This window comes from Streptomyces sp. NPDC088387, from assembly GCF_044753385.1.
In the GTDB taxonomy this organism is placed as follows: domain Bacteria; phylum Actinomycetota; class Actinomycetes; order Streptomycetales; family Streptomycetaceae; genus Streptomyces.
In genome coordinates this window covers 384010-396084 of sequence record NZ_JBIVNC010000001.1, presented here as the reverse complement: position 1 = coordinate 396084, position 12075 = coordinate 384010, and the positions used below count along the sequence as shown (strand labels likewise).

The 12075-nt window shown below is 71.9% G+C and carries 12 protein-coding genes; 5 read left to right on the top strand and 7 right to left on the bottom strand.

Annotation, left to right across the window (positions count from 1 at the left end):
• Positions 1-105: 105 nt before the first annotated feature.
• The 6 genes from ACIQAC_RS01915 to ACIQAC_RS01890 all read right to left on the bottom strand — a co-directional run bounded on the left by ACIQAC_RS01915 (position 106) and on the right by ACIQAC_RS01890 (position 5138).
• Complete coding sequence (locus ACIQAC_RS01915) at positions 106-1521, bottom strand: SLC13 family permease (protein WP_402186084.1); 1416 nt, start codon at positions 1519-1521, stop codon at positions 106-108.
• Positions 1522-1578: 57 nt separating this feature from the next.
• Positions 1579-2241 carry a response regulator transcription factor gene (locus ACIQAC_RS01910; protein ID WP_402186082.1) on the bottom strand — a complete coding sequence of 221 codons (663 nt, stop codon included), beginning with the start codon at positions 2239-2241 and terminating at the stop codon, positions 1579-1581.
• A gap of 28 nt (positions 2242-2269) precedes the next feature.
• The gene (locus ACIQAC_RS01905; RefSeq protein WP_402186080.1) at positions 2270-3778 is read right to left on the bottom strand and encodes an ATP-binding protein; all 1509 of its coding nucleotides are present in this window, start codon (positions 3776-3778) and stop codon (positions 2270-2272) included.
• Positions 3693-4028 (bottom strand): small secreted hydrophilic protein, encoded by a 336-nt coding sequence (locus ACIQAC_RS01900; RefSeq protein ID WP_402186078.1) that lies wholly within the window; start codon positions 4026-4028, stop codon positions 3693-3695. Before ACIQAC_RS01900 ends, ACIQAC_RS01905 begins: the two co-directional genes overlap by 86 nt.
• A gap of 88 nt (positions 4029-4116) precedes the next feature.
• Entirely contained in the window at positions 4117-4398 is a 282-nt protein-coding gene (locus tag ACIQAC_RS01895) for an Lrp/AsnC family transcriptional regulator (RefSeq protein WP_402186076.1), read from the bottom strand.
• Positions 4395-5138: a rhomboid family intramembrane serine protease gene (locus tag ACIQAC_RS01890; protein ID WP_402186074.1), complete on the bottom strand. Its 744-nt coding sequence runs from the start codon at positions 5136-5138 to the stop codon at positions 4395-4397. The genes ACIQAC_RS01895 and ACIQAC_RS01890 overlap by 4 nt, the downstream gene beginning before the upstream one ends.
• Positions 5139-5306: 168 nt before the next feature.
• On the opposite strand from ACIQAC_RS01890, the gene ACIQAC_RS01885 reads away from it, so the two are divergent.
• The 5 genes from ACIQAC_RS01885 to ACIQAC_RS01865 all read left to right on the top strand — a co-directional run bounded on the left by ACIQAC_RS01885 (position 5307) and on the right by ACIQAC_RS01865 (position 10804).
• Positions 5307-5546, top strand: a complete 240-nt coding sequence (locus tag ACIQAC_RS01885; protein ID WP_402186072.1) for a hypothetical protein — start codon at positions 5307-5309, stop codon at positions 5544-5546.
• 62 nt (positions 5547-5608) lie between these two features.
• The gene (locus tag ACIQAC_RS01880) at positions 5609-6958 is read left to right on the top strand and encodes an NYN domain-containing protein (RefSeq protein ID WP_402186070.1); all 1350 of its coding nucleotides are present in this window, start codon (positions 5609-5611) and stop codon (positions 6956-6958) included.
• A gap of 307 nt (positions 6959-7265) precedes the next feature.
• Positions 7266-8300, top strand: a complete 1035-nt coding sequence (locus ACIQAC_RS01875) for an NlpC/P60 family protein (RefSeq protein ID WP_402186069.1) — start codon at positions 7266-7268, stop codon at positions 8298-8300.
• 216 nt (positions 8301-8516) lie between these two features.
• Positions 8517-9557 carry an NlpC/P60 family protein gene (locus ACIQAC_RS01870; protein ID WP_402186067.1) on the top strand — a complete coding sequence of 347 codons (1041 nt, stop codon included), beginning with the start codon at positions 8517-8519 and terminating at the stop codon, positions 9555-9557.
• Positions 9558-9586: 29 nt separating this feature from the next.
• Positions 9587-10804: a hypothetical protein gene (locus ACIQAC_RS01865; RefSeq protein WP_402186066.1), complete on the top strand. Its 1218-nt coding sequence runs from the start codon at positions 9587-9589 to the stop codon at positions 10802-10804.
• Here ACIQAC_RS01865 and ACIQAC_RS01860 read toward each other — a convergent pair.
• Entirely contained in the window at positions 10765-12006 is a 1242-nt protein-coding gene (locus ACIQAC_RS01860) for a glycosyltransferase 87 family protein (protein WP_402186929.1), read from the bottom strand. The two genes, ACIQAC_RS01865 and ACIQAC_RS01860, sit on opposite strands and share 40 nt — an antisense overlap.
• Positions 12007-12075 lie beyond the last annotated feature (69 nt).

The following is a 12075-nucleotide window of genomic DNA, read 5'->3' as shown; positions in this document are numbered from 1 at the left end:
GCTCCTGGGTGGTTGCTGTGGGGGCGTTGGCGCATCCCGGCGCCGACGGGGTGCCGCCGCGCCCACCCGTGCCGCCCTGCGGCACGATTGCCCGCGGCTGCGCGGCTATGGCGTGAGGGGGACTCCCAAGGTTGGCCAGATCGTCAGGGTGAAGAGGAGGACCACGGTCGCTGTCAGGGGGGCCAGGAATGCTGAGAGTTTTAGGAGGTCGCCCGGGGTGTAGGTCGGGACGCCAGGGATCTCCGCGAAGAGGGTGACCGGCTTGGCCGAGGCCGGGAGGGTGTGGCAGAAGCCGGCCGCCGCCGTGGACGCGAGCGCCGCCGCGACCGGGTTGACGCCGACGCCGATCGCCGCCGCGACGACCAGCGGGACCAGGACCGACGAGCGGGCCGAGCGGGACTGGAGGACCAGGTGGGCGGCCGTGCTGACCGCGATCACCACGGTCAGGAAGAGCGCCGGGCCGACCGTGGTGGGCAGGCCCGACACCAGCCACTTCGCCGCGCCCGAGTCGGCCAGGGCGACGCCCATCGCCATCGTCGCCGCCATGAAGATCAGCAGCGACCAGGGGACCGTACGCAGCGCGTCCTTCAGTGTCACCGTGCCGAGGGCCGGTGAGGCGGCCACCACCGCGCCGATCAGTGCCACCAGCGCGGGCGGTACCTGGTGCAGCGGCTCGCTGCACCACAGCAGGACGACGGTGGCGAGCAGCAGTGCGCAGCGGGACTCGGCCGGTGACCACGGGCCGGTGACCGGTTCCTCGGTGTGCTGCTGGATGTCGTCCGCGGTGATCCGTACGGGCAGGCGGCGGTCGGCCCGGCGGGTGGTCGTCAGGAGGACCACCTCCGCCGCCAGGTGCGACGACGCTACCGCCAGGGGCAGGCCGAGCAGCAGCCACTGGGTGAAGCCGACCCTCTCGCCCACCGACTCCCACAGGACCGAGACGGTGATCAGATGCGCCCCGGCGCCGATCAGTGTGGCCACCGCCGACAGCAGGATCACCGTCGGGAACAGCAGCGCCAGCATCACCACCAGCCTGCGGTGTGCGGACAGCGCCTTGGCGAGGGCCAGGAAGACCGGGAGGGCGAGCGCGGCCCTGCCGGAGGTGGCCGGTACGGCGAACGCCGTGACGACCAGTGCGGCCGTCGTCAGATGGGTCAACTGCCGTACGGTACGGGCCCCGCCGACCAGGAACGCCGCCGCCCGGCCCGCGAGCCCGGTCCGGGTCACCGCGGCGGCCAGCACGAACGCGCAGATGAGCAGCCACACCGTGGAGTCGCCGAGGGTGCCGAAGAAGGTGTCGCTGCTGATCACCCCGGTCACCGTCAGGGCCAGTCCGGCGCCGAGCGCGATGTACGTGTCGTCGATCGGGGTGGCGATCCAGGCGCAGGTCGCCAGGGCGAACACGGCGAGGGTGAGCCGGGCGGTGCCGGACAGTCCGGGGAAGGTGCCGGGGACCGTGAGCGCGGCGCACAGGGACAGGGCCAGGCACAGACCCACGGTCAGGCGGAGGTTCAGGGTCACGTCATCGAGCGTTCACGGGGGCGGTGAGCCTTCGATGAGCCGTCGATGAAAGGGAGTTCATCCCGGCAGGCGGTAGCCCATTCCCCGTACCGTCTCGACCCGTTCCGCGCCGAGTTTCTTGCGGAGCGAACGGACGTACACGTCCACGATGTTGGAGCCGGGGTCGAAGTCGTAGCCCCAGACGTGGGAGAGGATCTGCTCACGGGACAGGACCTGGCCGGGGTGGCGCAGGAAGAGCTCCAGCAGGACGAACTCACGGGCCGTCAGATCGACCGTGCGCTCCCCGGAGCGGGCGCGGCGGGTCCGCAGGTCGAGGGTGAGCGTGCCCGACTTCAGGACCGTCACCTCGGGCGCCCTGGCCGCCGTACGCAGCCGGAGCCGGATCCGGGCGAGGAGTTCCTCGAAGCGGAACGGCTTGGTCATCCAGTCGTCGGCGCCGCCCTCCAGGCCGGCCACCGTGTCCCGTACCGAGTCGCGGGCGGTCAGCACGATCACCGGGGTGCTCACCCTGGCCTCGCGCAGTTCGCGCAGCACGGTGAAGCCGTCCCGGACGGGCAGGCCGATGTCCAGGACGACCAGGTCGAAGCCGCCGGTGAGCGCGTACGCGTAGCCGGCCTCGCCGTCGGTGACGACGGTGGTGGTGAAGCCGTTGGCGCGCAGGCCCTTCTCGACGAAGGACGCGATGCGCTCCTCGTCCTCGACGATGAGGATGCGGTTCATACGGGCGCCTCTTCCGGTTCCGGACGGTTCACGGGCGGGCCTCCTCCAGGGTGAGGACGAACGTGGCGCCGCCGCCCTCGGTGTGGTGCAGCCGCACCCGGCCGCCGTGCGCCTCGGCTATCGCGCGGACGATGGACAGACCGAGGCCGGCGCCGGAACCGCGGGTGCCGCGGCGGGCCGTGCCGCGCCGGAACCGTTCGAAGATGACGTCGGTGTCCTGCGGCCGTACGCCCGAACCGGAGTCGGCGACGTACAGCTCGACGAGGTGGCCGTCGACGCGGGAGCCGATGCTGATGCGCTGCCCCGGGCCGGTGTGCTGGACGGCGTTCTGGGCGAGCTGGACCATGGCCTGCGTGATGCGCTGCGGGTCGAGACGGACCTCCGCGTCGGCGACCTCGGCGAGCCGCCAGTCGCGGTCGCCCAGTGCGCGGGCCTTGACGTAGACGTCGGCGGTGAGTTCGGCGAGCTGGACCGGCTCGGGGGTGACGAAGTCGGGGCGTTCGGCCTTGGCGAGGAGGAGCAGGTCCTCCACGATGCGGCTCATCCGGTCGAGTTCGTCGGTGACGAGGCGGACGGTCTCGTCGCGTTCGGCCGGGTCGTCGCCCATGAGTTCCAGATGGCCGCGGACGATGGTGATCGGGGTGCGCAGCTCGTGCCCGGCGTCGTCGACGAACTCGCGCTGGGCGGCGAAGGCCCGCTCCAGCCGGTCCAGCATCGCGTTGAACGTCTCCGCGAGAGCCGCTATGTCGTCGCGTCCGTGCACCGGGATCCGCCGGGTGAGGTCCTGTTCGGTGAGCTGGGCGGCGGCCGCGCGCACCAGCCGGACGGGCTGGAGTATCCGGCCCGCGACGACCCAGCCGATGCCGGTGGTCATGAGGAGGGCGACGCCCGAGATGGCGAGCAGGATGCGGAACACCTCGTCCGCGCGCTGCCGTTCGCGCTGCGGGTGGAAGGCGACGACGAACGCGGCCTGTGCGGTGCCGCCGTGCGGTGCGATCGCGACCTTGGCCCAGCGGACCGTGCCGTGGGGGCGGTCCAGGGTGCCGGTGGCGGCGGGGGAGGCGAAGATCCGGCGGCGGGCGTCCGGGTCCTCGTGCAGGGCGCGGCCCGCCGGGAGTTCGCGCGGCTGGATGAGCTGGGCGGGGTCCCGGCCCGCGCGGCCCACCAGGCCCATCAACTCCTCGTCCGGGTCGGCGTACTGACGCTCCAGGAAGACCCGCAGCAGCCGGCTCGCGTCGGTGAACGGGCGCCCGGTGGCCGGGTCGACGCCGCGCTCCTCGAACTGGGTGAACTCCACGGCCTCCTGGGCCAGCAGACTGCCGATCCGCTGGTCGGTGTCGCGCAGCAGGATCGAGCGCACGGTGGTGGCGACCGAGCCGAACGCGACCGTCATCACCAGCAGCAGCCACAGCAGGATGCGGACACGGGCGGAGATCCGCACCCGGCCGCCGTCAGCCGTCGTCCCCGCCGCGGGTTCCGCCGGAGTCGTCGGGTCCGTCGTCGTCCCCGCCGGTTCCTTCGCCTCGGTCGTCGTCATCGTCTTCGCTGCTGGGGCCGGTGGTCGGCGCGGGCGGTGCGTCGGTCGCGGGGGGCGGCGGGACGACCTCGTCGCTGGGGGCCGGCGTCGGACTGCCGGTGCGCGGGGACGGTGTGCCGCTGTCCAGTTCCACCTTGGCCGGCACCTTCGGCGACTCCTGGTGGTCGGTGAGGGCGTAGCTGGTCGCGGCGATCCCGAGCGGGATCACCACAACGGCGGCGAGGGCCGCCATACGGTGGGAGAAGACCATGCCACCGATGCTGCGCACGGCACCCGCCCGCGCGGATGAACCCAGGATGAGGATCTCTTCATGCGGCCCCGGGTGTACGCGGGGGGAGTTACGAGTCGAGGCCGATCGCGAACGCCGCCTCCAGGTCGTGCTGGGAGTAGGTGCGGAACGCGACGTGCGTGTCCGTGCCCTCGACGCCCGGGATCTTGCTGATCCGGCCCGGGATGACCTCGGCGAGGTCCTCGTGCTCCTTGACCCGGACCATGGCGATCAGGTCGTAGGTGCCGGTGACGGAGAAGACCTCGGTGATGTTCTCCAGCGCCGCGATCGACTCGGCGATCTCGGGGATCCGGTCCACGCTGGTCTTGATGAGGACGATCGCGGTGATCACGTCTGGTTCTCTCCCTCGGGCTCCGGAACTCGGGCGGCCTTCACTCTAGTCCCCGTGCGGAACCGCACCCACGTGTAGCAGAACCCCAGGCCGAAGCCGATCAGGTGGGCCAGATAGGCCACGCCGGGGCCCTGGTCCGCGCGGCCCGCGGCCAGCCACTGGAGGGCGACCCAGAACGGCAGCACGACCCAGGCCGGGAAGCGCAGCGGCAGGAAGAACAGGAACGGCAGCAGACTGGTGACGCGGGCCCGCGGGAAGGCGCACAGGAAGGCGCCGAGCACCGCCGAGATGGCTCCCGAGGCGCCCACCAGCGACTGGTCGGAGTCCGCGTTGGCGGCCGCGTAGCCGAGCAGGGCGAGATAGCCGCAGCCCAGGTAGAAGAGGGTGAACTCGACGCGGCCCATGCGTTCCTCGGTCATCACGCCGAAGACGTAGAGGAAGAGCATGTTGCCGAGCAGATGGACCCAGCTGCCGTGCACGAAGAGGGCCGTCGCCGGGGTCAGCACGGCCCGGGGGTCGCCCTCGAACAGTTGTTTGGGTACGACGCCCCAGTGCCGGAAGTAGGCCCGCTGCGCGGCCATCAGTTCGTCGCCGGAGCCGTACGCCGGACTGAGCCCGGCGGCGGGGCTGATCAGGAAGACCAGACAGCACGCCGCGATCAGTACGTACGTCACCGGGCCCGCGGACCCGCGCGGCCGGCCGGCCGCCCGGCCCGCCGTCGCGCCCCTGTTGCTGATCATGGCTACAGAGCATGACGTACCAGGACGCAACCGTGCAGACCGCCTCGCCGCCGTTGACGGATGGGCGGCGCACAGCCGCCAGGCCGTAGGGTTACGAGCCACACACTCCGGGGCACCGGTGTGTCGCGGGACAATGGAACATCCGAAGAAGGAAAGAGCACAGTCACGATGACGGTTCCTCTGCCGACCGCCGCGACGCGGTGGCGCTGCACGCTCTGTGGCAATCTCACCCGCTTCGACGTGACGCGGTCCTCGAAGGTCGTCGAGTACGTCCATCTCGATCTGGCCGGCGAGCCGAAGGTCGAGGAGCGCGAGGTGGTCAGTGAGACCATCGAGTCGGTGCGGTGCCGCTGGTGCAACGCGGTGGACCAGGTGGAACTGGTGGACAGGCCGGGCGCCGCCTCCTGAGGGAGCGGAGCCCCCGACGGCCGACCCCGCGCCGGGGTCGGGCACACGTATTGGGGTGAAGGATGGTGGAGACCACAGGCGGGGGGCCGGGCGACGGCGCCGCTGAGGTGCTCGACCGTCCACTGCCCGACGGGGTGCGCCGCCGTGTGGTGCAGATCGTCTCCGACGGCTTCGGCGGCCTGACCGTCGCCGAACTGCCCGCGCAGCTCAGACAGTACGCCCGCTTCGCACCGAACCGGCGGGCCAAGTTCGCCGGCAACGCGATGGCGGCGGCCCTGGAGACCGACCCGCTCTTCCGCCAGCGCATCGGCGAGAAGTTCAGGGAGTCGCAGCCGGAACTCACCGGCGCCCTCGACTCCGGTGCGCCGCCCCCGGCCGCGGACCCGCTCGACGTGGCGGCCGCGGCCTACGTACTGCGGCCCACGGGCTGGGTGAAGCTGGTGACTGCGGCCGGCGAGGAGGCCCAGCGGGCCGACGCCGAGCGGGTCGACGAGGAGAACCGCGCCGAGCTGGAGCGGCTGCGCACCGCCCTCACCGTCGCCCAGGACCAGACCCGCACCGAGACCGAACGGCTGCGCACGGAGCTGGAGAGCACCCGGAAGGAAGCGGAATCGCTGCACCGCAAGCTCCGGGCCGCCCTCAGTGACGTCAAGCGCGGCGAGGCCGCCCTGCGCAAGGTGCAGGGCGAGATCGAGTCGGTCCGCGCGGAGTCGCAGACGCAGGTGTCCGCCGCCGAGAGCGAGAGCCGGCGCCTCAAGGCCCGCCTCGGCGAGGTGGAGGCGTCCCTGGAGGCCACCCGCCGCGCCGCCCGCGAGGGCCGCAGCGTGGAGGACATGCGGGTACGGCTGCTGCTCGACACCCTGCTGGAGTCCGCGCAGGGCCTGCGGCGCGAACTCGCCCTGCCGCCGGTGTCCGTACGGCCGGCGGAGACCGTCGACGCGGTCGAACCGGGACGCATGACCCCGAAGGACATCGCCGCGCGCGCCCTGTCCGAGAACGACCCGGCGATCCTCGACCAGTTGCTCGCGCTGCCCCAGGCGCATCTCGTCGTCGACGGCTACAACGTCACCAAGACCGGCTATCCGCAGATGCCGCTGGAGAAGCAGCGGCTGCGGCTGCTCGGCCAGCTCTCCCAGCTCGCCGCGCAGACCGGCGCCGAGGTCACCTGTGTCTTCGACGGGGCCGAGCTGGCCGCGCCGGTGCTGCTCGCGCCGCCGCGCGGAGTGCGTGTCCTGTTCTCCAAACCCGGTATCACCGCCGACGAGTTGATCCGCCAGCTGGTGCGCGCCGAGCCGCCGGGCCGGCCGGTCATCGTCGCCTCGACCGACCGCGAGGTCGCTGACGGGGTGGCGCGCGCCGGTGCGCGGCCGGTGGCGTCCGTGGTCCTTCTGAAACGGTTCGCCCGAGGCTGACCGCTTGCCGCGTGTGCGCCCCCATCACGCCACGGGCGCCCCAACCGCAACGTTCGGGCTCAATGACCGTATTGGCGCGACCTTCACACAACGCACAGTCAATCGGGCATCACTGGTCGTGAGTTGAGTGTAAATAATGACTGGTGTGACGAGAATTTTCAGCTGAGGATTTGAACTGATCACAAGCGGGTCACTAGGGTCAGGCCTCGAACCTCTACTCGGGTGATCACTCATAAGGAGTGACGGTGGAGGGGCCCCGCCCACCGGCGTGTCGGTAGGCGGCTGGAGGAAGAAGGAGCTCGCCCCCGTGGCGTCCCACCGTCGACCCAAGCAGCCGAGCCGCGCACGTGTGACCGTGCTCACCACCGCAGCCGCGGCAGCCGTCGCCATCAGCTCCCAGGCCGCCCAGGCCGCGCCGAGCGAGAAGCCCACCAAGGACGAGGTCAAGGCGAAGGTCGACAAGCTCTACGAAGAGGCGGAGCAGGCCACCGAGAAGTACAACGGGGCCAAGGAGAAGCAGGAGAAGCTCCAGAAGGAGATCTCCACCATCCAGGACAACGTCGCCCGCGGCCAGGAAGAGGTCAACGAGCTGCGTGAGGGCCTGGGTTCGATGGCCAGCGCCCAGTACCGCTCCGGCGGCATCGACGAGTCCGTCCAGCTCTTCCTCTCCGCCGACCCGGACGACTACCTCGACAAGGCGTCCACGCTCGACCAGTTGAGCAACCAGCAGGTCGACGCGCTGAAGAAGATCCAGGACAAGCAGCGCGAGCTCGCCCAGGACCGCTCCGAGGCCTCCGAGAAGCTCACCGACCTCTCCTCCACCCGCACCGAGCTGGGCAAGAAGAAGAACGAGGTCCAGGCGAAGCTGGCCGAGGCGCAGAAGCTCCTCAACTCGCTGACCGCCGCCGAGAAGGCCGCGATCCAGGCCGACGAGCAGCGCGCGAGCCGCGACGCCTCCGACCGGGTGGACCTCGGCAACTCCGCCACCGGCTCGGGCCGCGCCATGTCCGCCTTCCAGGCCGCCCAGAGCGTCATCGGCTCGCCCTACGTCTACGGCGCCTCCGGCCCCTCCTCCTTCGACTGCTCGGGCCTGACCTCCTGGGCGTTCGCCCAGGCCGGCGTCTCCATCCCGCGCATCTCGCAGGACCAGGCCAACGCCGGCACCCGCATCTACAGCCAGTCCGACCTCAAGGTCGGCGACCTGGTCATCTTCTACGGCGACCTGCACCACGTCGGCTTCTACGCGGGCAACGGCCAGGTGCTGCACTCCCCGCGCACCGGCGCCGTCGTGCGCTACGAGTCGATCAACAACATGCCGTACCAGTTCGGCGTCCGGATCTGACCGATGCCCCAGGACCGCGCAAGGTCCCGGAAGCAACACAACGCACCGCCCGAACGGGCGAATCGCGCCACCGGATACTGACCCCACGCCCCGCCAGTGACCTGCGTCAGTGGCGGGGCGTCACTGTGCGTGCCCGCGGAGGTCTTTGGCCGACCCCCCTTCGCGGGGTTACTGTCTGCCGCGTTTGAGTCGTCCAGCGAAGGAGCGCGGCTTCCTGTGGGGTCCCATCGCCGCCAGGCACCGTCCGGGTTCGACCGGGGGGCATGTGTAGCCGTCTCCGTGCTGTCCGCAGCCGCGGCGGCACTCGGCGCCGTACCGGCCACGGCCGCACCGGCCGCGCCCTCGGCGCCCGCCGCACCGTCCGACGACACCCGCGCCGAGGTGAACCGTCTCTACACCGCGGCGGAGAAGGCCACCGAGGCCTACAACAAGGCCGACGAACGCGCCGACGAACTGCGCGGCCAGGTACGCAGGACCCAGGACGGGATCGCCCGCCAGCAGGAACGCATCAACGACATGCGGGAGTCGCTCGGCTCGCTGGCCGGCGCCCAGTACCGCTCCGGCGGCATCGACCCGTCCGTCGCCCTGCTGTTCTCCGAGGACCCGGACGACTACCTCGACAAGGCCGCCGTACTCGACCGGATCAGCGCCCACCAGGTGGGCCGCCTGGAGGACCTCCAGGGCGCGATGCGCGACCTCGCGCAGGAACGCGCCGAGGCCGCCGGGAAACTGGCCGAGCTGGAACAGAGCCGCAAGGCCGTCGCCGCCCACAAGCGGACCGTCGAGAAGAAGCTCGCCAAGGCCCGCCGGCTGCTCAACTCCCTGCCGGACGCCGAACGCGACGCCTACGGCCGGGCCTCCCGCTCCGGCCGCGCCGGACTCCCCGACTTCGGCAGCGCCGTACCCGCCTCGGGCCGCGCCGCCGCCGCGGTCGCCGCCGCCCGCTCCGCCCTCGGCAGGCCCTACATCTGGGGCGCCAACGGCCCCAGCGGCTTCGACTGCTCCGGACTGACCCAGTGGTCCTACGCCCAGGCGGGCGTGGCCATCCCGCGCACCTCGCAGGGCCAGCGGTACGCCGGACGCCAGGTGCCGCTCTCCCAGGCACAGCCCGGCGACCTCGTCACCTACCGCTCCGACGCCAGCCACGTCGGGATGTACATGGGCAACGGCCAGGTCATCCACGCCCCCTACCCCGGGGCCCCGGTCCGCTACGACCCGGTCGGCATGATCCCGGGCGCCACCGTGACCCGGGTCTGACCGGGCTCCGCGGCCTTACGATCGTGAGGATGGCTGGGCGAAGGCGAGTACGGATATCCGCAGTCGTGGCGCTGTGCGCGCTGCTGGTCGCACTCGTGTCGTGCGCGGGCGGGCCCGGCACGGACGCCGGTCCCGCCGACGTCCAGCGGCTCCTCGACCGCCGCGCGAGCGCCCTCCTGGACCGCGACGCCACGGCCTTCCTCGCCACGGGTGCCCGGTCCGGCTACGACAACCTGCGGGACGTGCCGCTCGCCGCCTGGTCGTACCGGGTGACCGACCTGCGTACCGCCGGCGACACGGCGACCGTCGACGCCGAGCTGAGCTACCGGATCGGCGGCCACGACAAGGCGCCCGTGACCACGGCCCGCACTCTGCGCCTCGACCGGGGCGCGGACGGCGGCTGGCGCGTCGCGTCCGACCGGCCCGCCGCGAAGTCCGCGCAGCAGCTGTGGGACCAGGGCCCGGTGACCGTCATCACCGGTGAGCACAGCCTTGTCATGGGCGTCGGCCAGTCACCCGCCTTCCTGCGGGACTTCGCCGCACTCGCCGACCGCGCGGTACCGGCCGTGTCGGACGCCTGGGACACCGGCTGGGGCGAACAGGTCGTGGTCCTCGTACCGAAGTCGCTGGACGGCATGGCCGCGCTGCTCGGCTCGCCCGCCTCCTCCTACCGTGGCATCGCCGCCGTCACCACGGGCGAGGTGGGCGGCTCGGGGAGCGCGCCCGCGGACCGGATCATCGTCAACCCCGAGGCGTACGGGCTGCTGGGCGCCTCCGGCAAGCAGGTCGTGCTCACCCACGAGACCACCCATGTCGCCACCCGCGCCCACACCAACGCCGCCACCCCGCTGTGGCTGTCCGAGGGGTACGCGGACTGGGTCGGCTACCGCGGCACAGGGCGCGGCCCCGCCGAGGCGGCACCGGAACTGGCCCGCGCGGTCACCGAGGGGAACGTGCCCCAGGAGCTGCCGGTGGACGGGGACTTCGGGTTCACCGACGACGCCGACGCACTGGCCAGGGCGTATGAGGGCGGCTGGATGGCCTGCCGGCTGATCGCGGAACGCTGGGGCGAGGAACGGCTCGGCGCGTTCTACCGCGCGGTCGGCGCGCACGGGAAGCGCGCCGGGGCGGTGGAGACGGCGCTGCGGCAGGTGCTCGGGACCACACCGGAGGCGTTCACGCTGGAGTGGCGGAGATACCTGGAGACTCAGCTGGACGTCGAGGTGGGCGCCTCGCCGGCCGGCTGAGCCACCGCCCACGAGGGACGGCGACGTCCCTCCGGGTCGACCACCGGGGACACCGTCGCCCGCCACAGGACGCGGGCCGCGACGAGGGTGGCGGCCACCAGCAGGCCGTTGCGCACGAAGAGCAGCGTCACACCGAGGGCGTCACTCGCCACCACGTGCGCGAACCACAGCGGGAACTCCAGGACCGTCACCAGACAGGCCGCGAGCACCAGCAGGACCGGCAGCCGCATCCGGCTCGCCCGGAAGCCCAGACAGACCGCCGCGACCCCGACCAGCCACACCATGTACTGCGGGCTGATCACCCGGCTCGTCGTTGTGAACATCAGCACCCCGACGAACGCCGCGTCCGCCATCGTGTGGGGCTCGAAACGCACCGCCAGCAGCCGCCACAGCAGCAGCCAGCCGATGGCCATCCCGGTCAGCGTCAGCGCGGCCACGCTGACCACGTCGACATACGGGCCGAGGAACTCCACCGAGCCGTAGTTCAGCAGCACCTCGCCGCTCCAGCCGAAGTGCCGGGCCACATGGAAGACCAGCGAACCCAGCGACTCCACCTCGGTGCCCCGGTCGCGCTGGAACGTCAGGAAGGCGAACGCCCCCGGCATGGCGAGCGCGAACACCGCCGCGATCACCCCCGCGGTCACCACGGCCGCACCCCACGCCCGCCGCCGGACCGCGCCGAGCAGCACCAGCGCGGGCCACACCTTCAGCATCGCCCCGAACGCGGCCAGCGCGCCCATCAGCCGGGGATGCCGGGCGCCCGCCAGCAGCGCGCCCACCGCGACCCCGGTCACCATCACGTCGTAGCGCGCGTACACGGTCGGGCCGAGCAGAGGGACGCCCACCACCCACACCCACGCGCCGCGCTGCGTACGGCCCGTGCCGCGGCCCGCGTGCAGCAGAAGCAGCAGCACGACCAGGTCCGCGGTGAACGCCAGCACGAAGAAGGCCTGCGCGTAGTCCAGGAACGGCAGCAGCGCGGGGGAGAGGATCGGCAGGGCGGCGGCGGGCGGGTACTGCCAGGTGACGTCCTTCAGCGGGAACGTTCCGGTGCGCAGCACCTCGTACCAGCCCTGGTAGATCACGGACACGTCCGTCGTGACGTCCGGGCCGGGGAACACGTACACCTTGAACACGAAGAGCAGCAGGAACAGCCGGGTCAGGGCCCAGACGGCGAGCATCCACGGCAGCGTGCGCCGCATGTCCGACTTGTTCACTGAAGCCCCTGTATCGCGCGGCCGTTGCCGAGCGGTGAGTCTACGTTGGGTAGG